Below are 20,381 nucleotides of genomic sequence, written 5' to 3' on the forward strand. Positions count from 1 at the left end.
ATGGATTTACACCTTAAGATATGGAGACAGAAAGACAGAAAAAGTGAGGGAAAACTCGTTAACTATGACCTGAAAGGATTGAATTCCCATATGTCTTTCTTAGAAATGCTGGATACTTTAAATGAAAAATTGATTGTTGAAGGCGATGAACCTGTAGAATTTGACCACGACTGCCGGGAAGGAATCTGTGGCCAGTGTGGAATGATGATCAATGGTATTGCTCATGGCCCATTAAAAAATACAACAACCTGCCAGCTTCACCTCAGATCTTTCAAAGATGGTGAAACAATTCTGATAGAGCCATTCCGGGCAGAAGCTTTTCCCGTGAAAAAAGATCTGAAGGTAGACCGGTCTGCATTCGACAGAATTATTTCTTCCGGGGGGTTTGTTTCTGTGAATACCGGCCAGGCTCCGGATGCCACGGCAATTCCGGTTACCCATCAAACTGCTGAAGAAGCTTTTGATTCTGCAGCGTGTATCGGGTGTGGTGCCTGTGTGGCAACCTGTAAAAACGGAAGTGCTGCTTTATTTACTTCTGCAAAAATCACACATATGGCGCTCCTACCTCAGGGAAAAGAAGAACGAAGCAAACGTGTACTGGATATGATTGCTCAGATGGATACCGAATTATTTGGACACTGTTCTAATACGGAAGCCTGCCAGGTGGAATGTCCTCAGGGAATTTCTGTACTGAATATTGCCAGAATGAATTTTGAATACAACCGGGCATTATTTTTCCGTAAGAAATAATTGAAACCAAGGAAGTCAAAAGATAAGTAAATAATATATTAAAAAGGGCCGATTTGTGAATCAACAAATCGGCCCTTTTAGGTTTCTAACTTTTCTTTATAGTATTACTCATTCATAATGGCTACTACTCTGGCCGGAGCTGCAGATCCACCTACAATTTTAAGGGGAAATACGCAGATTTTAAATCCGGATGGTGGTAATGCACTTAGATTGGTTAACTGTTCTATATGTAAATATTCTTTTTCTATGCCTATACGATGAGCTTCCCAGAAGAATTCGGGATCGTTCATTTCTTTAGCCTTTTGGGCCATATATTTCAATGGAAGATCCCATCCCCACTGGTCAATACCCATTACTTTTATTCCCTGATCAATAAGCCACTCTGTAGCTTCGCGACTCATCCCTGTTCCTTTCTCTACAAAATCTGAAGTTCCCATCAGTTGATCACGATCGGTACGGATAAGAACTATATTTCCTTCCTTCAGGGTAATTCCGTTTTTATCAAGGTCTTTTTTAAGATCTTCTACGGTAATGGCTACAAAATCCTCTTTGTGGGTACAGTCAATTACAATACCTTCCCCATAGCACCATTCGAGAGGAATCTGATCTATCGTTTTCGCTGGTTTTCCTTCCACGACAGGGCCATAATGCCATGGAGCATCAATATGTGTTGTTGCATGGAGCCCCATATTTTTAATGGTATCATCTGCCCAGCCAATCCAGTTCTTCGGAAAAAGCTTAGAGGGTAATTTCACAGCAAGACGGATCAGCCAGTGCGATTTTCGGTGTGCCTTATGTTTTATTTTCACCCGCATAAACCATGGGTCCCCTGCATTATATTGAATAGGTTTCGTTAAATCGACAATTGTTGGTTTCATATATGATGTAGACTAAGGTTACAAAGATAATGAATAAGACAAAAAAATAATTGAAAAGCGGTCTCAGCAGAGTAAGAAATATCGATTTCTTAACAAAACAAGATTTCAAATTCTCGAATGTTTTTAAATTATCATCTGATCAGTATACAAAAAAAGATCAGCGTCTTACTGATCTTTTTCTACTTCTATCGGGTTTTCATATTTTTTATTTTCTTCTCTTTCTTTTTGTCTTTGTCTTACCATTTCCTGACCTTTTATGATTGTCGTTCCATAACTTGCAAGTACAGCAGCAGAATTTGCTTCTGCATTTCTTAATGCTTGTTTTAATTTTTGTGGTGTTGTTTCTACAGCTTCAGTATATCTGTTTTTCTTGATGGTAACTAATTTTCCTTTTAATTTAGATGCAGGTATAGATTTTACCAGTTCAAAATCAAAATCTCCTTTATCATCTGTTATTTTGATAATGAGTCCTGGTAACCCACTAAATTTATATGGACCATAAGGCAAAGGAATTTCAGGAGAATACCATGCGATCCAGTTTCTTCCTTTAAAGGTAACTTCTGCTTTTTTGCAATTAATTGTATTGATCACTTTAGACTCATTAATAAGTTTCCAATTCTTTATTACAGGTTCTTTATAAGTAAGTAAAGACATTCCAACTAATCTAAAATATTGTATATTTTCATTAGCTTGAATAATGGTAAAAGATAAACCTGTTTTTGGAATCACTGTTCCTTTTTTCCAACCAAGAGTGATACTACCATCGGCATTCTTTGTTATTGTTCCTGAAACGGCCATTACAGAATCACCTTTAAGAGATATATCACTTGCAAAAAATGCACGGTTATTCCCTATCTGTAATGAAAATTGTTCCTCATGCTTATAATCAGTTCGTAAATCGAATTTAGCTTTTAATTGGTAAGTAAATTCACCATGAAGAGTATCCTGTATGTATGATTGTGCATAAGATAAAACACTATAAAATAAAATGAATATTAGTATTAGTTTTTTATGGTAATGCATAAAATATATTTTTCATTATAAAATTGCACTTATAGTCTTAATTTTCGCTATAAGTGCATTAATTTAAGCTAATTAGGCTAGACTATTACTAGGACCATAGTGAGAAGCTGGCTTACAATAATTTGCTTCAAGAGCTTTAACCCACGCATTTGCTTGCTCAGCTGTCCAATCTTGAGTAGTTGTAGCTTGTATTCCACAAGAAGTTTCAGCATACCAAACTTGACCTCCTTTTAATGTTTTAAGGTCTTCACGCGTTAATTTTTTAAATTTTTTCATATAATATGTTTTCAAAATTAAGTTTCAAATATATACAACCAGCGCCTATCTACAGAATGCCATTCATTATGTTAAGGAGTTGATTATCTATGAAAACATATTCTTTACTTATAAAATTTTCGTATAAAATTGAATTAATCTTATCACATACCTTGGATCAAAAAGCATTTATTAAAAAAATGTTTTTTGAAATTTTTATTTATGATAAATAATCAATTTTTAAAATCTTCTGGGAATTATAATTTTCTTAGGATCATTTTCATCATACATAATCTCAACCGTTCCCTGTTTCGGTATAGAAGAAAGATTTAAAAGACTGACCATTTTCTTGTACACAGCAATATGTTCTTTTCCCTGGAAATCTCTATAGCTTACCTGAAACATAATTTGAGGCTGGTCGTTCACAGTAAGTCCCGTCTGGCTTACACTGATGATATTGGCTTCTGCATTTCTTCCGGTAAACAAAAGATGTTCTTCTTTTTTATTTTTAAAGAAGTTTCCGAAAATAAACTGAAAAATCAATACGAAAATCAGAATCATCACTCCACTGAAAATAATAGGATGCATAAAAGTGAGAAATCTCCAGCCAAAGTCAAAAGATTCTCGGGTATAAAAATAATAATACAGACCCACCACGTAAGCCATCAGTAACAGGATAAATATCAATCTCAACATCATTCCCGAAGAACTGAATTGAGCCTGCTGACCTGCCAAAATAAAGTAAGGACTTCCCGAGGCATCAGGATTGAGAAGTACTTTAACCGTATTTCCGGTATCGAATCTTTTTTCCTTCGGTTTTGTATCATGAAACATCATCTTCTGCTCAATCTGAACATTTCTCAAATTGCCAAACGAAAGCATAATCTGAATCATATTGATATTGGATTTCGGATCATATTTCAGCAATCTGTAATCAATAATTTTAGCTTCTCTTGGGATTCCGTTTTGAAGAATAGAATGAATTTTACGTTTCTCTTTAAAAGTTCTGATAAAAAGATGATACACGAAATAAAAAAGAATATACAGCCATACAGCCAAAGAAAAACCGAGATATCCATAGCTCACAGCTAATGAATTTCTCGGTTCTGTTGTTGTTTCCGAAGTCATCACATAAATGAAGATCGGAAATGGTATACAGAAAAAAAGAATATAAACAGCCCAGAAAATGAACATAAACTTCATAACTCCTATTTTGTGATCTGCAATAAAGTTATGATATTATTATGAAATGGGCGGTTTCTTTTTTACACCTCTTTTTCGAAATAAAGTCTGTAGTATTTTCCTTTATCATCCTCTCCCATTTCGATTTTCTGTCTGTCTCCGTGGATGTAGATGTGGAAGTTTTTATCTAGTTTAATGATACTTTTGAAGTGTCTTTGCGTCTTTTTCACCGCTGCTTCACTGATTGGGAACTCTTCTGCAATATTCACCTGCATGTCCTGTTCGTAATCTGTTTTGAAGTTCACAAAACTTTCAATCACGTGTTCGTCCCCTAAAACTTCGTTCGCAAATTCATCCAACTTAAATTCTTCTTTTTCTTTGAAGAAATTGATAGATTTATTCAGGAAGTCTGCCTGATCTGCTTTAGAAACTTCAAATTCCTGAGGAAGCTGCTTCGTGATGTAGTCTTTGTATACCATCAAAGCTTCCTGCGTGTGGAAATATTCATCATCACGTTGTTTTACTTTCAGGAAATCTTCGAACCAGTAGTACATATCTCCGTTTTTGTTGTTGTCAACTACGGAAAGTACATATCCTGTGTCTTTATTATTATTGTAGATCAAAGCCGCTTTATCAATTTTCGATAATCCGATTCCCTGATCTTTTTCAATATCAAATGTTTCTTCTGAAGGATTTATTTTCAGGAAAGATTCTCTTTTCTCTGTTTTAAAGATCCCGATTTTGTCTACTCTGTCCGGGCGGTCACTTTCGTCTTCAAAAAGAACGATAAAAAGCTCTCCACTCTGAACTCTTGGGTTCTCTGCCGCTTCAAAAAGGTGTTTTGCAATATTTTCAGATTCCCAGATGAACTTGGATTTGTCATCAAAAATTTCCGATACAGCGCTGTAAACCGGATTATTTACCAGGTAAGTATCACTGTAAAAATGGAAGGTTTCTTCCGATTTAAAGGAACCTAAAAAGTAATCTTCAAGCATTTCTGCCATTCCTTCTTCAAGCTTCAATTCTTCCTGCGAAAGTGTCAGGGAATCTCCGTTGATCTTATTTCCGACTCTGTGTACGATTATTTTTGAAAACATTTTTCTGAATATTTGGACTGCAAAGATATTCATTCTTATTCTTTCTGCGAAACTTAAAAAATGTCATTTTATACGACGCTATTTTTGGCCATCCTCTGTCAGTCATTTGTGATGACAGGTAGCAGAAGTTTTTGTTCTTTATTTCCAAATTGATAAAAACCTTATCATTTTGACACGTTTTTTTACTTTCCCACCTTCAATAAAAAACAAACAAATCAATGAATATCAATCACTTAAATTAAAACCTTTTTCAACGGAACATTGTTGGCATCATCCTTTTCAAAACCTAGAAAAATGGATTTAAAAACATTAAACCGAATTGATAAGCTGAGAAGATTAAAAAGCAGAGGACCGGAAACTCCGAAATGGCTGAAACCTTATCACATGCTTTTCTTTGCATTTTTAGTCATTTTCATCTTTGGTGCCCTTATCAAAATGTTGGAACAACATTCCCATTAAAATATAATCATATGAACTATTTACAAGCCGTACAGGAGATCACAGAAGTGGTTCCCGATTTTCAGAATGAAGTAAAAGAAATCAAAATTCAGAATTCTTACAGCATCATCCGAACCTTTACTGAACGTATTAAAAATATGATCAGCCAGAATGACAGAAATCTGCTGTTCAGAAGTTTACAGAAAATGGACAAAATTTACACCGACGGAGATTCTGTCTTAAAAAATGCAGTTGAGACCACTTTTATTTATTCTCTGGACAATTTTACAGCGTTTTGCAGTGAAGAATACCGAAAAGTGATATTCAGTCACATTTCTGCCAACCTGCAAAAGGTGTATTCAAGACAGATTTACAGCCACGGCATATAAAAGTTTTGTTACATTATTTATCTGTTTCATTACAAAGTGTTTAAATTAAACAAAAATAAAAATAACTCACAATCAATAGATTATGAAAAATAAAATAAGAAAAGTTTCCGACTGGAAAACCTGGAAAACCACGAATAACAGACACAATTCCGAGATATTACTCACTCACATCGCTGTGATTGTAGGTGCATTTATTTTTGCGGCCTGTTTGTAGATTTTGGTATACATTTCGCTGCAAATAAAAGTGTTTGAAAAATTCTTAATTATGATGAAAGTAAAAATGCAAACTATTACTCAGGAAATAGCTGTTGAATACTTAAAATTTTTCTATCCGCCACTCCGAAATGAAATTGCACAATTATCTGCACAGAACAATTTTGCAGGAATTATGCAGGCTACTGTCAATTATCTAAAGAACTTATTACAGGAGTCCAAGATCAATATTATCGCACACCATATCAAACTGATGGACCTGATCTATAAGAAAGGGAATTCTTATGTAAAAGCGATGATTGAAAACCTTTTTATAAGATCTTTTGAAAGTTTCAAAAAGCACGCAAAAATCCAGCATTGGAAGCTGCTTTATCAATATATGCCTGTGAGTTTCCAAATCATTTATAATGAGCAGCAGAAACAAGATCAGATGTATTTTAGAAAGTAATAGTACAAGAAGCTGAAAAAACAAAGAAAAGCGGATCAAGGGATTGGTAAATACATTTATTCGCTTTTCTTATTTTATAGTAAGTTATTTTAATTTTAATAGCTAAAACAATATTTTTTCAACTTTATTTACTCCATTACAGGCTATTTTAGTTCCTTCTATTTCACTAATCCGTGCAAAAGCCCTATTTTTGTAAAAAGTACCGATGAAATACCCATTTTATGCTGCGTTGGTATCGTTGTTTCTAATTTCTTGCGGAAATAATGATAATACAAATGATGATCCACGACCTGTTGACAGACAGATCCATCAATTTGAATTCATAAGCTATCATATAACGGGGACTGTTCTCTACAAGGGATCGTTGGGGAGTAAATCCAATCCTGATGAATCCTATCTCAAAAACTACTGGAGTCTTTATAAAGAACCGGCCTGGAAAAAAATAAACCTAGATCTTAAAAACCATTCAATACAACTTATATCCGGTACATCTTCAAATCCTGTTTATACTATTAAAATCGTTAATGATTCTGTTTTCATTGATGATAGCAATATTCAGATGAGTTACATCGGAGATTTCAGTAATAATACTTTTATTTTAAAAAGAACGTTCAGATATGTAAAGCGTATGCCTAGGAATGATTCTGATGGATTTACTCTTAATCAGAATACATTTTTCGGAACGACTCAATATGAGAATATGTTTGGAACTGTTTTTAAAAATCCTTTGGAAATGGTAAAATCTGATGATCAGGTTCTCTGGAGTAATATTGAATATGCTTACAAAGAGTTATAATTACAATAAAATCCCCGAAATCACTGGTATTTCGGGGATTGTTTTTTGATGTGGTATGAAGTTTATTTCTTCAGAAATACATTTTGAATTGTTTGTGCTTCTTCTTTGCTTAGTTTAGATGCTTTTCCCAACTTAGCTACAAAAGTATTGACTTCTTCTGATGTAGACGGAGATCCTAAGTTTTCTCCTTTATCATTGAAAGAATTGGCAATGACTTCCCCTTTTGGGTTTAAGATCAACCAGAAAGGAAGTCCTGCATTTTCACCTTTGTATTTATTCATCAGTTCCTGACCGCCAGGATTTTCAAGGCTTTTCTTTTCTCCTCTTTCCTGAACATCTACGTAAGCGGTTACAAATCTTTTGTCGAAAATAGGCTTGGTTTCCGGAAGATCCATATTTTTCTCCATCATTTTACACCATTTGCACCATGAAGCGTGGAACACCAACAGTACATTTTTCTTCCCTGATTTAGCTTCTGTAAAAGCTTTATTTAATACAACATCTGCTTTTTCCTGTGCTATACTTAACTGAAACAGCAACAAGGCGGCAATTACAATAATTTTAGAATATTTCATTTTAATTTTTGCTTTAAAACTATACGAATGTAGGTATTTTTCTAAGACGATAGAGCTTAGAGATCTCTTTTTATGTTGAACTTTCACAGACTACTTTTTTGCAGGATTATGATGATGTTATATTTTTATATGCAAGAAGCCAGAAAATCTTCGATTTTCTGGCTTCTTGCAATTTATAAATTTACGAAAGATGTCTTTTGTGTTTATGATTTTGGTAGTTCCGGTGGACGCATTTTATATTTGTAACTGTTTAGTGTTTTTAAAAATGCGACGATATCAAAAACCTCATCGTCCGTTAAGTTCAGTTTTTCCACCATTCCCGATTTGTGTGGGAATTTGGGGTCGTTCACCTGATCTGCTTTTGGTGTTTCTCTTCCCATTCCGGCATTGTACATCATTACAATATTGGCCAGCTCAGGAAAAAGGCCGTTGTGCATATAAGGTTTATTTTCGGAAACTTCTCTTAGTGTAGGGGTTTTAAACTTTCCTACATCTGCATTGTTTTTTGTAACGATATACCTTCCCAGATCTTCATATTTTCTGCCGTAATAGGTAAGGCCAAGATTATGAAATTTTTGGTCAGAAAAATAAGGAGTATTGTGACAGTTAATACAGTTCGCTTTTGTTCTGAACAAATGCAGTCCGTTCAATTCTGAATCATTAAGGGCATCTTTTTTCCCGGAAACAAATTTATCAAATTTGGATGGAGGGCTTATGAGGGAACGCTCAAATGTAGCGACGGCTTTTGCTATTTTCTCTTCTGTCACATCTCCATTTCCGAAAGCTTTTACAAAGAAAGGTTTATATTCTTTAATTTTTCGGATATTTTTGGTGGCCATAGACATATGAAGATTCATTTCTACCGGGTTTTCGATAGGTGCTTTTACCTGTTCTTCCAAAGTTCCGGCGCGGCCGTCCCAGAATAGTGTTTTGGCATATCCGATATTCACAAGAGTGGGTGCATTTCGGGTTCCGGTTTGTCTATCGTGACCAAAGGAAACTCTGCTTCCGTCGGACCATCCGATTTCAGGGTTATGACAATTGGCGCAAGAGATCTGTCCACTTTTGGAAAGTCTCGGATCGAAAAACAACATTTTCCCCAGCTCCATCTTGTCTTCAGAATAAGGGTTATCTTTAGGATAATTCATTGGAGATAGAGGTCCAATATCCTGAAAGCCTTCTTTGGCTTCATCAAATAAATGGGGAGCCGGCCATTTGGACTGGTCTCCACTACTGTATAAGGTACGCAGTTCTTCTACGGAGTATCCCGTAGGGTTATTGTCATTAGAAGTATAACTCAATAAAGATACTATTCCGGCAATTGCCAGAAAAGCGAGATATCTGTCTTTCATTTCTTTTTTAATAATAAACATTCAGTCCTACTACAGCGACCTGATTGGCTCTTCCGTTGTAGTCGACTTTATTTTTGTATGTACTGTTCATCAGCCAAACCTGAGTAAAGCTTCCAAACAATTCATACCTGATCTTCCCTTCATCTATACGGTAACTTGCATTAAGATTAAGCCCCATCTTCGAAGTGGCATCATAAGCAAAGTCAGGCTGGGCTATTTTTGTTGCAAAGATATTCTCTTTCGTGCTTTGATAAGGCGCATAGTTGAATTCTTTTTCCAAAGGAACGTAAAGATTCTGTGTAATTCCTACTGACAGTTTGTGAAACGGCATTAAAGAAAATTCTCTTTCAAACCCCAAACGATATTGAAAGAAAGAAAGTTTTCGCTCCATTACTACCGATACATCTTTTACATGATTCTTGGCATATGCTGCGTCAAAAAGGACTTTAGAGGCTTCACTTTTATGATTAAACCAGATCAGGCTATTTTTCCAGGAAAGGTTTTTCTGTTCCAGACGATAGGTTCTGTATTCTAAAGGATAGTTGTAATTGGTATCGAGCTGATCCTGATAAGTTATGGATGAAGCCCACTTTTCCCCGTTATAATTTCCTAAGAAATTAAGATAGAAACTATGTAAGTTTGTCTTCAAACCTGAATATTTTGTATACTCTGTATGATATGCATAACTGGCATCCTGATATTCATAGACTTTATAAAATCTTTCTATGAGATTTTTATAATCGTAGCCTGCTGAAAAGTGAGTATTGGCATTGTTAAAAGCATATTCTCCACCCCAGATATAGCCTCCCATTTTATATTCGGAAGTTTTATATTGAGTATTTCCTATATACTGGTTTCCATAGCCTTCATTGTAACGGATATAAATACTGTCGTTAGCCGGTATATTTCCACCAGAAGTCACGAACATAATATTGTTGTTCTTATAGTGATGAACATAGCTCAGTTTTCCGAAAATAGAGTGCTCACGCCATTTTAATCCTAATTTTGCAAAGGCTTTATAATTGTAATTGTCTACCTGCGGTCTTGGATCGGCGTTTTGTCTGTAGGATTTGGAATACCTCCCTTCTCCGCCCATTTGTAGAATAACCGGTTTGATAGGGTTATAAGCGAACTGCCCATTCATAAAGTAGCTTTGCTTTTGCCATCTCGCTGCACGCGGTGCCCAATAGTAAGATGGGTTATAAATAAACGATGAATTGTCTGTTCTTTCATCGTTCAGGATGTAAGGAACATTGTCTTCCGTTATTTTATCTGCATGAAGTCTTCCTGATAAAGCAATTTTATTATTCAGCTTATATACTCCTTCAGACTGAAAGGTAAAATCTCCTGTTTTTTCAGCGGTCTGAACTCTTTTAAAGTTTTGCTTTGTGGTAGAAAACTGAAAGCTTGTCTGAGAAAAATCTAAAGGCTGAAAGAAAGAAATATACGGATCGTTGATTCTGATCTCCTTCTCTACAGAACTGATATTAATACTATCTAAATGAGTAGTCTGAGCATGGAAGAACTGACTGCCCAATGCAGCCAATCCTAACATACTCGTTTGAAAAATCTTTATCGTTTTTTTTCTATTATTGTGCATATCCTCTAGGGTTTGCTTTAATCGTTACAAAATCGTTCGCCGAGTTATTGGTATCCTGCAATACCACACGGCCATTAATAATTTCCTTTGTTTTACGGATTACGGAAAGTCCTGTAAACATATTTTGTCCCAATCCCACTTCATTAACAATAAAGGTTCTTGATGCGTCAATATCTGAAGGAAAATCTTTAGGTACCTTCTGCTCTTTATCGGTAATATCTACTCCATCGATGATAAATTTCTTTGGTACTTGTAAAAACAGGGTTCCGGTAGGTGCTTTAGGTGCGGCTACTTTTTTCCAAGTAGCTATTTCCGCGTCTGTAGCTCTTAGAATTCCTACTCCCAGCATTGAATTGACATTCAGGATTAAGTCATTAGAAACAATACTCCAATAGTTGATCAGCATATCCGGCACCATAATATTCTGGATATCCCACATGAAAGGTTTTTTACCATTGTTGATATTATAATCTCCCATATAGGTTTCAAAATCGGCATGGCTGAGATCCACGGTTTTAGAAGGATCCTGTATCGCAACTCCCGTCCCGTTAGTATCAGTAAAAGGTACTTTGTGGTTAATGGCTGTTTGGGCTACAATAATACTTTTTCCTGGTAAGATTGGATATTGGCTTCCGTTTCCAGGAACTTTAATTAAGATATTGGCATACACATAATCTGTATTGGCAGCAGCTCCTCCTCCGGCAGTCTGGCTCCAGTCGTACTGTCCGTTGGGTTGAGTATAATTTGTTACATTATTATTTACATTTCCTTCCAGAAATACAAGATATAAACCGTCTGCATAAATCGTCTGATCTGAGTTGTTGTGAATTTCGATAAACTGATCTCTGAAATTAGCGCCCAGTTTGGTATCAGAGCCGGCATAGTAATATTGTTTGATCACAAGATCCCCAAGGTTTCCGCTGGAAATTCTTACCAATGTAGAAGAAATATTGGCATTAACGGTTACTTTCTCCTGAAATCCTCCAAAATGCACGATTTCGTAGCTGGTATCTTCTCCCAACTGTTGTTCATATTCATTCTTTTTCAGCTGCAATTCTGCCTGAATACTGTAAGTTCCAGGTAATACGGCTGATAATACTAAATCTCCGTCAGCATTTGTCTTTCCTATAATTTTATCATTGGTAGCGGCATTCACCAAAGTAATGGTAACGTTGGCAACACCTTTGTCTGCCACAGCAGGATATTTAGAAGCATCATATTTGATATTCACTGTAAACGGAACGGGTTTAATCTCGTTGTTTCCGCCGAAATCATCATCTCTGTTGCATCCCAGCAAAACCAGAACAGGCAAGATCAGCAATATTATTAATCGTTTCATTGTTGATATTTTTAGTATTATTATTAAAATTTATAGGAAATATTGGCTCCAAAAGATGTGGAAGTAAAGTTGGGATATACATACCCTCTTTCGTTATATGCTCTTAAATTGAAAACATTGCTTACATATACGGATAGCCTAAACCCACTTAGGAAATCTTTTGTAACTCTTAAATGAACATTATGAAGAGTCTTCTTATATAAACCTGAAAGTTTCTCATCAGTTGGCTTCAAAAACAAGTTCTGATATATAGGATTGGTTCTTTCATTTTCAGGAATCATCTGTATTTCTCCATCAGCTTTAAGATAGCCTACCGGATAAATATCATTGGCACCTGTTAATCTTCTGTCTGAAAGGAAATGATCTGTTCTAAGACCTATAATAAGCCCTGCTTTCGGCAAGTGATAATCAAAACTGAAACTCGCTCTGGCCATGGAACTCTTATTTCGGCTATCATTATAAATTCCGTACTCAAAGTTTTTATCTGAAATTTCCGGGGCTTTGAATGTATACAACCCATCATCTTTACGACCTGACGTTTCTACATAACTGGCATTGAATCCAATAAATAAATTAAGCGCCTCAATCTTTTTGAAATTTGCCATAAGTTCCAACCCTTTATCTACAGATTGATAGCCATTCACGATTCGGTTCTGCAGATAATGGAACTTTTCTGTTCCAACGATTTCGAAAGTAGGAATTTGTGTTCCCACGATATTGACGTTTACTTTAGCTTTATTCATCGTCTTCAGAACACTCATTGTAGTAAAGCCGTCAAATAGTGTGTTGTAATAAGCAGTAAGGTTAAAAGATCCGAAAGGCAATTTGTAATCTACTCCAATTTCGGTTTTCCAGCTGCGTGAAGGTTTCAAATCGGAATTGTCTCCCGGCGTAACAACCGTCTGCATAATTGCTGCGGAATAATACCCCGGCAAACGATAATCTCCGAGCAGAAAATCAAAATATCTCGGAGCCGTATACAACTGATTCAAAGATGGTGCTTTGGAAGTAAGCCCCACTCCACCTCGTACGATAAGGTTTCCTATCTGATAAGATGTATTAATCCTTGGTGAGTAAGTAGAATAAGAGTTTTGAAGATCATAACGTACTCCCAGATTAGCTCTTAGGATATTTTTGTTGGCAAAAGCTTTGGTAATATTATCCTGAGCATAAAAAGCATATTGCTTGCTGGAAAACACATTATCACGATAATTATAATCTCTCATCCCATCTGAACCCTGACCTGTTGATTTAATGGTAGTAAACTGTCCTGCGGTTCCGTATCTCCCTTTTCCGAAGTTATCTCCGTATCTGAAATTGGCTCCAAAACTATATGAATGTACCCATTTTGAAGCAGTCATTTTAGTTCCGTTTATACTGAAATTGGTATAAATATTAAGAGGTTTTCCGTCTGCAAAAGCCTGATTCTCGTAACTTGGCGGTGTGTAAGGAGCGTAATAGACATCATTTACTGAAGAGTTTCCATAAGGACGGGCACCTTGATTCAGCCAGTATCTACGTTCTGTTAGCTGTGTTGCATAATTAATTCCTACATCTGCGCTTATGTTTCTGAAAAAGGGTTTACTTCCGTTTCTTGCAAAGTTGTAAGAGATATTATTTCCTAATGAAAAGCTTTTGTTATCTACATTGATAATCATTCCGTTCAAATCATCCGGATCCTTTTTCCCTTTGCTCGTGTTGCTGGAAAATGTAGCTGTAAGTTTGTTACTGAAACCATTTTTACCACGTGATGACCACAATAGATTAAAATTTGTTCTGTCATATCCTACAAGGCTTGTTCTTGGATCAGAAAGTGAATTCATGTAGCTGACAGCCACGTTAAGTGCATTATTTTTATTGAGCCCGAAACCTTTGGTAAGCCCCACCTGATAAGTCCCTTCTCTTAAAGATGCATCCAGTCTCAAAGGTGAAGCTTTAGCGATTGTATTGACTTTAATAAGGCCTGAGGTAAGATCTCCATACTTTGCATCAGGAATTCCCTGGATTACTTCAATACTTTCAATATTTTCTGTGGGAATCTCTCTTAAGTCTACTCCATAATTGGGCTGCCCGGGTGTTAAATTACCATTATTGGTATTGGTATTAAAACTTATTCCGAAAGGACCACTATTGGCAGAATTATAGCTCTGCATATTTTCGTTATTGGATAGAGTAATATCGTTTACCATCAGCTGAACTCCAAATGCCCTGTTTCCAAAGTCATCGCCGCCAGGAATATTACCAGTTCCTGTTATGGGCGAGCCGCTTGCTGTTCTGAAAACAATATTTTTAAACTGAGTATTGTCGAATTGTTGTACGTATTGCCCTGGTAATTGCTGCAAAACATCTCCGATAGAGAATGACTGTAAGTTTTGAAGGGCTTCCTGCTGAATGGAAATCTCGGAAAATTGTTTCTTTTTTGCGGTAAGCTGTACTCCTTCTATTCTAATTTCTGAAGTTCCTGGAGGTACATCTCTGTCGGGAAGAATATTCAAATTCAGTTTTTCACCCTCGTTTAAAATGATCGTTTCTTTTTTATTCTTCTCATTTCGGATAATAAGCTCACATTTTCCTTTAAAAGCTATTTTAAAGTTTTCTACAACTATCTGCTTACACTTCACAGGAGAATCATTGTTGATTATGGTTCCCCTTTTAAGCGCTCCATTATGATAAAACTCTACTTTCTGAGCAGACAAGAATCCGCCTGCCGTTAAAAAAACGGCACTCACTAATAACGATACTTTCACCTTAGAATATTTAGACCGCAAAATTAATTATAATTATTCTAAATAAAGAAAGATATTTTGAAAATATTTAAGTTATTTTTTCTTAAAACAATTGATTATACACACACAATTCCCTAGATAAAGAATAAAAAAATAAAAATAAAATTGAATTCAAAAAAAATGAGAAAATAACACACTACTTCTTACTTTATAAAAAAGAAGAACAAAATTTTAAATTAGCCAACAGTGAAACCAAGATATAGCGAATGAACTGCCATTAAAAACAATAGAATACTTTGATCTCTGAATGGTAATTTTACCTCAGGAATAAATTCAGATTATCTATTTTTATACCCAATTGATTCGGGTAATTTAAAAAGATTTATATTTCATCAAGATCACTGATTCTACCCCATCAATCGGTTCAACTTCCTGAAAGCCGGCCTTTTTATAAAAGTGTTTAGCCTGTATATTATCAAGGGATACTTCAAGAAATATTTCCAGATTACTGTATCGTCTTAAAGCTTCTTTTACGGTTTCCTGAACCAAATTCAGTCCAATATTTTTCCCTTGAAATTTCTTCTGAACATACATTTGATAGATATTCCCGATGTTGTCACTACTTTTTACAAAAGCACAAATACCAATCAGTTCATTGTCTGCAAAAACACCTTGCACAAACTTATTGAAAGTTTGATTTTCAATATCATATTCAAGGGTCAGTTTTTCAATTCCTAAACTTTCTTGATAATTTGCTGAGAATGCTTCCGGAAATTCTTTTAAGCTTTCCAGTCTAATCCTGCGATACTCTTCGCTTTCTTTCGGTAGAAGATTTCGGTACTCAATATTCATAAAAATATTTTAAACTAAGATGTGATAAATGTTTGATTTTTTATCCTACAAATTTCGGGATATTATTTAAATAACAAAAAATAAAACCCCGCGGTAAACTTTGTTTACCGCGGGGTTGATTTATAATTAAATGTTAGTGTTTACATTTATTATTTTACTTTCCAGGAAAGAACAACACTACAAATCAAATAGTTAAATTTAATTATAACAAATAAGGTACAATTACTTATAAACTTCAATTAAGATAAAAGCAAAAACAAATAAATATAAAAATGTTTTACCCGATTTAGTAGTAATATAATTGCACGAAGATTTATTGAAAAAATACTTGTACATTTTTTCAATCTTTCTAATATATATAACGAATAAACTTCATATCCAACTCAGAAAGTTGATTTGTAAATGGTACAGCTTTATTGCAGTTTAATAAATTTCTCTTTATCGTATAATGCATGATTGATTTCCTATCATATTGTCTACTATATAAAGAATATTTTTTAAAAACCTCTCTATTAATTCTATTTTTTGACCAGCCTTTTGTTTGTTGATAAAAAGCATATACCTTCTCCTTATTCCAACAAATATTGGATTTTGGATTTTGGTGCTCATGCTCTAATCCTAACGCATGTCCAAATTCATGTAGAATAAGTCTCTGAAATTTTATATTATCATTGTTAGGAAGCACAAGCTTCATAGTAGCTACATTTGCCCCAATTTTTTTTGCACCTGTTCCGATTACAGTAATTCCGTTAAATCCTCCCAACGTAAAGGATACTCTAATATCAGAATTCCCCTCATTAACACTTTTAAATTGAATGTTAGCTCCTACTGTCCATATTTTGGCTATTGCCATTATTCTTTTCTGCATAGCCACACTCCCATTTAAAAATCTCACTCTTAAAACTTTTCCTTTTGGCCAAAACTTTCCCCTTTTATTAGCTGCTTTATCCATAAGACTCAAATCCTCATCTGGTAGTAACCTTTCTAAATTATTATTTTCAACCATAGCTGAATCTTCATCAGGAGTTTCACAGAAATCCTCTATATCAGAGTCATATAAATTCATCACTGGGTTTATTTCTGAGATATTGAGATCGTCGCTCTGGCTACACCCAATAGCACTAAGTGAGCTAATAATAATAAAAGTTAATAGAAAAACATACGTTTTAATTGTAATATTCATAATCGTAAAAAATTTTTATAGTTATATCTAAAAATCAATTGAGGCAGTGTCATTATTGCTTTATGAAATTCAATCTACTTTTTTGCTTACGCTCTACATAACTATCCCCAACATTATATCTTAACTTTCGAACATCACTATTCGTCCTATCTAATTCAATAGCCCGTCTATAATCAGCGATAATTAATTTATATTTTCTTTCAATAAGCGCAGGAACAGAAATTCCTGTAACCTTTACAGTATACATCATGAAGCATATACTCTAGAGACATCTATTACCTTGCTTCATAAAAATATATGTTAATATAAAATCTAACAGAATAGCATTATACAATGCCTTATTGAATAAGGCATTATCCATTTTATTAGAAGTAAATTTGCAATCAAAGTTTAGATAAAGTAGAGTAACCATTTATTATAAGCTTACCTATTAAATATTTTCTAATAAGGAAGCTTAAATTCTAGATTTGTAGTACATTATTAAAATACAAATTCTATCATAAATTTAGCCTAAATGGAAGATTATTCTCAGTGCTAGTTTCAAATTCCCCTTCGTTTCTTAAAGCCTTTTATTACTTTTTACAAAAATACTAACAACCCTTAGCACCGAAAAAAAAAAGGAATACTTAAAAAACACTCAAAAAGTAAATCATTAAAAATAAATCAATTATAAAACACTCAACACCTAATATGGTATCAAATAGGTATATACCATTTCTTATTATAGTTTATAAAATACGAATGTTGTCAACACCTATTATTTTCAATACTTATTTTTATTGAAGTTTTTGAATATCAGAATGTCATAAAGCAGTTTTTTTAAATATGCCTTTTACAAGGAGATTTCACTAAATATTAATCTGTTCTATTATGAGATATTCTCGTTTTAAAGCTTGTTTAGGTAACTTTTATTTTACAAGACAAATCAACGGATGACATCCCTTTACTTTAAAATTTCCTTAAAAATCGAAAAGTAAGTTACAGCTATATTAGAAGAGGTAATAACTTTACATTTTATTCGCAAGACACTGTTACTGCTCCTTACGATTTTCTATTAAGCTTTCTTTTCTTACTACTTTTGTTTCTTTATAAATTTGTCAATACATGTTCTACAATAAAATCTAGAAACTATAGTTTTTGCTTCAAACTCTTTTTTCACAAATCTTGTAAATATTTATATTTACAAGTTACCAAATCTCATAACATAAGCTAAATTTTCAGAATAAGATATAATAGCTTGTACATTATCGAATTTAACATGCAGCACAAATATGATAAAATCAATTAAAGTGATCAAAAATAAAACCCCGCGGTAAACAAAGTTTACCGCGGGGTTGATTTATAATTAAATGTTAGTGTTTACATTTATTATTTTACTTCTTCGAAGTCTGCATCCTGTACATCTTCAGCTCCTGCATTACCACCAGGGTTTTGAGCCCCAGCTCCTGCATCAGCTCCCGGCTGTTGACCAGCAGCATACAATTCTTCAGAAGCGGCCATCCAAGCTGCATCTAACGCTTCAGTTTTAGCTTTTACGTCATCAACATTTTTAGCTTCGAAAGCTGTTTTCAATTCTGCGTGAGCTGCTTCAATAGCTGCTTTTTTGTCAGCAGAAAGCTTTTCACCAAATTCTTTTAATTGTTTTTCTGTCTGGAAGATCAATCCGTCTGCTTTATTGAAGATTTCAACTTCTTCTTTTCTCTTAGCATCTGCTGCAGAGTTTTCCTGAGCTTCTTTCTTCATTCTTTCGATTTCTTCGTCAGAAAGACCTGAAGAAGCCTGGATTTTGATAGACTGCTCTTTACCAGTTCCTTTATCTTTAGCAGATACGCTTAGGATCCCGTTCGCATCAATATCGAAAGTTACTTCAATTTGAGGAACTCCTCTTGGTGCTGGTGGAATATCCTGAAGATCAAATCTACCAATTTCTTTGTTGTCGTTGAACATAGATCTTTCACCTTGTCCTACTCTGATGCTTACAGCCGGCTGATTGTCAGACGCTGTAGAGAATACTTCAGATTTTTTAGTTGGGATCGTAGTGTTCGCTTCAATTAATTTAGTGAATACTGAACCCATTGTTTCAATACCTAAAGAAAGTGGAGTAACGTCTAGTAGTAATACGTCTTTTACGTCACCTGTTAATACACCTCCCTGGATTGCTGCACCAATAGCTACAACCTCATCCGGGTTAACTCCTTTAGATGGTTTTTTACCGAAGAATTTTTCTACTTCCTCCTGAATGATTGGGATTCTTGTAGAACCTCCTACCAAGATTACTTCGTCGATATCAGAAGTTGATAAACCAGCATCTTTTAATGCTTTAGCAACCGGCTCCATAGATCTTCTTACAAGATCAGCAGATAATTGCTCGAATTTAGCTTTAGTTAAAGTCTTCACTAAGTGCTTAGGACCTGTAGCTGTAGCTGTAATATATGGAAGGTTAATTTCAGTTTGTGGAGAAGAAGACAACTCGATTTTTGCTTTTTCAGCAGCTTCTTTTAGTCTTTGAAGAGCAATTGCATCAGATTTCAATTCAACACCTTCTTCAGCTTTGAACTCGTCAGCCATCCAGTTGATGATCACATCATCAAAGTCATCACCTCCTAAGTGAGTATCTCCGTTCGTAGATAATACTTCGAATACACCATCCCCTAAATCAAGGATAGAAATATCGAAAGTACCACCACCTAAGTCGTATACTGCAATTTTTTGATCTTTATGGTTTTTATCAAGACCGTAAGCTAATGCTGCAGCTGTAGGCTCGTTGATAATTCTTTCTACTTTAAGACCAGCAATTTCACCAGCTTCTTTAGTAGCTTGTCTTTGTGCATCGTTGAAGTATGCAGGAACAGTAATTACCGCTCTTGTTACTTCCTGACCAAGATAATCTTCAGCAGTTTTTTTCATTTTCTGAAGAGTCATTGCAGAAATTTCCTGTGGAGTATATTCTCTATCGTCGATTTTTACTTTTACCGTATCGTTTGGTCCTGAAACGACTTTATAAGGTACTCTTGAAACTTCAGAAGCATCATCTTTAAAGTGCGTTCCGATAAATCTTTTGATAGAGTAAACAGTTTTTGTTGGGTTGGTTACAGCCTGTCTTTTTGCAGGATCTCCTACTTTTCTTTCTCCGTCTTCTGTAAAGGCTACAATAGAAGGTGTTGTTCTTTTACCTTCTGCATTTGGGATAACAACAGGGTCTTTACCCTCCATAACAGCAACACAAGAGTTGGTTGTTCCTAAGTCAATTCCAATTATTTTACTCATAATATTTTATATTTTTTT

Annotated in this window: 19 protein-coding genes; 6 read left to right on the forward strand and 13 right to left on the reverse strand. The window is 34.8% G+C overall.

Annotation, left to right across the window (positions count from 1 at the left end; all coding sequences use genetic code 11):
- The gene (locus tag ACL9RH_RS12330; protein ID WP_422693659.1) at window positions 1–750 is read left to right on the forward strand and encodes a succinate dehydrogenase/fumarate reductase iron-sulfur subunit; all 750 of its coding nucleotides are present in this window, start codon (window positions 1–3) and stop codon (window positions 748–750) included.
- 104 nt (window positions 751–854) lie between these two features.
- On the opposite strand, the gene ACL9RH_RS12335 is transcribed toward ACL9RH_RS12330, so the two are convergent.
- The 5 genes from ACL9RH_RS12335 to ACL9RH_RS12355 form a co-directional block, all read right to left on the reverse strand.
- A complete protein-coding gene (locus ACL9RH_RS12335) occupies window positions 855–1,628 on the reverse strand; it encodes a cyclase family protein (RefSeq protein ID WP_422693660.1) in 774 nt (257 codons plus the stop codon).
- A gap of 165 nt (window positions 1,629–1,793) precedes the next feature.
- Window positions 1,794–2,651 (reverse strand): GLPGLI family protein, encoded by an 858-nt coding sequence (locus tag ACL9RH_RS12340; protein WP_422693661.1) that lies wholly within the window; start codon window positions 2,649–2,651, stop codon window positions 1,794–1,796.
- Window positions 2,652–2,723: 72 nt separating this feature from the next.
- Window positions 2,724–2,927: a bacteriocin-like protein gene (locus ACL9RH_RS12345; protein ID WP_422693662.1), complete on the reverse strand. Its 204-nt coding sequence runs from the start codon at window positions 2,925–2,927 to the stop codon at window positions 2,724–2,726.
- Between the two features lie 219 nt (window positions 2,928–3,146).
- Window positions 3,147–4,109, reverse strand: a complete 963-nt coding sequence (locus tag ACL9RH_RS12350; RefSeq protein ID WP_422693663.1) for a hypothetical protein — start codon at window positions 4,107–4,109, stop codon at window positions 3,147–3,149.
- Between the two features lie 62 nt (window positions 4,110–4,171).
- The gene (locus tag ACL9RH_RS12355) at window positions 4,172–5,185 is read right to left on the reverse strand and encodes a nucleoid-associated protein (RefSeq protein WP_422693664.1); all 1,014 of its coding nucleotides are present in this window, start codon (window positions 5,183–5,185) and stop codon (window positions 4,172–4,174) included.
- A 294-nt stretch (window positions 5,186–5,479) separates the two neighbouring features.
- Between ACL9RH_RS12355 and ACL9RH_RS12360 the strand changes: the two genes are divergently transcribed.
- The 5 genes from ACL9RH_RS12360 (at window position 5,480) to ACL9RH_RS12380 (ending at window position 7,469) form a co-directional block, all read left to right on the forward strand.
- Window positions 5,480–5,644: a hypothetical protein gene (locus ACL9RH_RS12360; protein ID WP_422693665.1), complete on the forward strand. Its 165-nt coding sequence runs from the start codon at window positions 5,480–5,482 to the stop codon at window positions 5,642–5,644.
- Window positions 5,645–5,655: 11 nt separating this feature from the next.
- Window positions 5,656–6,012: a DUF7674 family protein gene (locus ACL9RH_RS12365; RefSeq protein ID WP_422693666.1), complete on the forward strand. Its 357-nt coding sequence runs from the start codon at window positions 5,656–5,658 to the stop codon at window positions 6,010–6,012.
- A gap of 82 nt (window positions 6,013–6,094) precedes the next feature.
- The gene (locus ACL9RH_RS12370; protein ID WP_422693667.1) at window positions 6,095–6,226 is read left to right on the forward strand and encodes a hypothetical protein; all 132 of its coding nucleotides are present in this window, start codon (window positions 6,095–6,097) and stop codon (window positions 6,224–6,226) included.
- Window positions 6,227–6,277: 51 nt separating this feature from the next.
- Window positions 6,278–6,673: a DUF7674 family protein gene (locus tag ACL9RH_RS12375; RefSeq protein WP_422693668.1), complete on the forward strand. Its 396-nt coding sequence runs from the start codon at window positions 6,278–6,280 to the stop codon at window positions 6,671–6,673.
- Between the two features lie 205 nt (window positions 6,674–6,878).
- Window positions 6,879–7,469, forward strand: a complete 591-nt coding sequence (locus ACL9RH_RS12380; protein WP_422693669.1) for a hypothetical protein — start codon at window positions 6,879–6,881, stop codon at window positions 7,467–7,469.
- A gap of 62 nt (window positions 7,470–7,531) precedes the next feature.
- Here the strand turns inward: ACL9RH_RS12380 and ACL9RH_RS12385 are convergent, their stop codons facing one another.
- The 8 genes from ACL9RH_RS12385 to dnaK all read right to left on the reverse strand — a co-directional run bounded on the left by ACL9RH_RS12385 (window position 7,532) and on the right by dnaK (window position 20,363).
- Entirely contained in the window at window positions 7,532–8,044 is a 513-nt protein-coding gene (locus ACL9RH_RS12385; protein WP_422693670.1) for a thioredoxin family protein, read from the reverse strand.
- A 203-nt stretch (window positions 8,045–8,247) separates the two neighbouring features.
- Window positions 8,248–9,396, reverse strand: a complete 1,149-nt coding sequence (locus tag ACL9RH_RS12390) for a cytochrome-c peroxidase (protein WP_422693671.1) — start codon at window positions 9,394–9,396, stop codon at window positions 8,248–8,250.
- Window positions 9,397–9,403: 7 nt separating this feature from the next.
- Complete coding sequence (locus ACL9RH_RS12395) at window positions 9,404–10,996, reverse strand: DUF6850 family outer membrane beta-barrel protein (protein ID WP_422693672.1); 1,593 nt, start codon at window positions 10,994–10,996, stop codon at window positions 9,404–9,406.
- Complete coding sequence (locus ACL9RH_RS12400; protein WP_422693673.1) at window positions 10,986–12,335, reverse strand: DUF4876 domain-containing protein; 1,350 nt, start codon at window positions 12,333–12,335, stop codon at window positions 10,986–10,988. Before ACL9RH_RS12400 ends, ACL9RH_RS12395 begins: the two co-directional genes overlap by 11 nt.
- Before the next feature lie 23 nt (window positions 12,336–12,358).
- The gene (locus ACL9RH_RS12405; RefSeq protein WP_422693674.1) at window positions 12,359–15,082 is read right to left on the reverse strand and encodes a TonB-dependent receptor plug domain-containing protein; all 2,724 of its coding nucleotides are present in this window, start codon (window positions 15,080–15,082) and stop codon (window positions 12,359–12,361) included.
- 351 nt (window positions 15,083–15,433) lie between these two features.
- The gene (locus tag ACL9RH_RS12410; RefSeq protein ID WP_422693675.1) at window positions 15,434–15,913 is read right to left on the reverse strand and encodes a GNAT family N-acetyltransferase; all 480 of its coding nucleotides are present in this window, start codon (window positions 15,911–15,913) and stop codon (window positions 15,434–15,436) included.
- A 349-nt stretch (window positions 15,914–16,262) separates the two neighbouring features.
- Window positions 16,263–17,096, reverse strand: coding sequence for a M12 family metallopeptidase (locus tag ACL9RH_RS12415; RefSeq protein ID WP_422693676.1), 834 nt, complete (start codon window positions 17,094–17,096; stop codon window positions 16,263–16,265).
- A 1,368-nt stretch (window positions 17,097–18,464) separates the two neighbouring features.
- On the reverse strand, window positions 18,465–20,363 hold the full coding sequence (gene dnaK, locus ACL9RH_RS12420) for a molecular chaperone DnaK (protein ID WP_422693677.1): 1,899 nt from the start codon (window positions 20,361–20,363) through the stop codon (window positions 18,465–18,467).
- Window positions 20,364–20,381: the final 18 nt, after the last annotated feature.

This window comes from Chryseobacterium sp. Mn2064 (assembly GCF_049319685.1).
Taxonomy (GTDB): domain Bacteria; phylum Bacteroidota; class Bacteroidia; order Flavobacteriales; family Weeksellaceae; genus Chryseobacterium.

Excerpts from the sequence above, each read along its gene's own strand:
- ACL9RH_RS12395 (WP_422693672.1), bottom strand. The coding sequence starts at position 10,996 with ATGCACAATAATAGAAAAAAAACGATAAAGATTTTTCAAACGAGTATG.
- ACL9RH_RS12330 (WP_422693659.1), top strand. The coding sequence starts at position 1 with ATGGATTTACACCTTAAGATATGGAGACAGAAAGACAGAAAAAGTGAG.
- ACL9RH_RS12340 (WP_422693661.1), bottom strand. The coding sequence starts at position 2,651 with ATGCATTACCATAAAAAACTAATACTAATATTCATTTTATTTTATAGT.
- ACL9RH_RS12415 (WP_422693676.1), bottom strand. The coding sequence starts at position 17,096 with ATGAATATTACAATTAAAACGTATGTTTTTCTATTAACTTTTATTATT.
- ACL9RH_RS12410 (WP_422693675.1), bottom strand. The coding sequence starts at position 15,913 with ATGAATATTGAGTACCGAAATCTTCTACCGAAAGAAAGCGAAGAGTAT.
- ACL9RH_RS12360 (WP_422693665.1), top strand. The coding sequence starts at position 5,480 with ATGGATTTAAAAACATTAAACCGAATTGATAAGCTGAGAAGATTAAAA.
- ACL9RH_RS12350 (WP_422693663.1), bottom strand. The coding sequence starts at position 4,109 with ATGAAGTTTATGTTCATTTTCTGGGCTGTTTATATTCTTTTTTTCTGT.
- ACL9RH_RS12370 (WP_422693667.1), top strand. The coding sequence starts at position 6,095 with ATGAAAAATAAAATAAGAAAAGTTTCCGACTGGAAAACCTGGAAAACC.
- ACL9RH_RS12380 (WP_422693669.1), top strand. The coding sequence starts at position 6,879 with ATGAAATACCCATTTTATGCTGCGTTGGTATCGTTGTTTCTAATTTCT.
- ACL9RH_RS12400 (WP_422693673.1), bottom strand. The coding sequence starts at position 12,335 with ATGAAACGATTAATAATATTGCTGATCTTGCCTGTTCTGGTTTTGCTG.
- ACL9RH_RS12335 (WP_422693660.1), bottom strand. The coding sequence starts at position 1,628 with ATGAAACCAACAATTGTCGATTTAACGAAACCTATTCAATATAATGCA.
- ACL9RH_RS12375 (WP_422693668.1), top strand. The coding sequence starts at position 6,278 with ATGATGAAAGTAAAAATGCAAACTATTACTCAGGAAATAGCTGTTGAA.
- ACL9RH_RS12345 (WP_422693662.1), bottom strand. The coding sequence starts at position 2,927 with ATGAAAAAATTTAAAAAATTAACGCGTGAAGACCTTAAAACATTAAAA.
- ACL9RH_RS12365 (WP_422693666.1), top strand. The coding sequence starts at position 5,656 with ATGAACTATTTACAAGCCGTACAGGAGATCACAGAAGTGGTTCCCGAT.
- ACL9RH_RS12385 (WP_422693670.1), bottom strand. The coding sequence starts at position 8,044 with ATGAAATATTCTAAAATTATTGTAATTGCCGCCTTGTTGCTGTTTCAG.
- ACL9RH_RS12355 (WP_422693664.1), bottom strand. The coding sequence starts at position 5,185 with ATGTTTTCAAAAATAATCGTACACAGAGTCGGAAATAAGATCAACGGA.
- ACL9RH_RS12390 (WP_422693671.1), bottom strand. The coding sequence starts at position 9,396 with ATGAAAGACAGATATCTCGCTTTTCTGGCAATTGCCGGAATAGTATCT.
- dnaK (WP_422693677.1), bottom strand. The coding sequence starts at position 20,363 with ATGAGTAAAATAATTGGAATTGACTTAGGAACAACCAACTCTTGTGTT.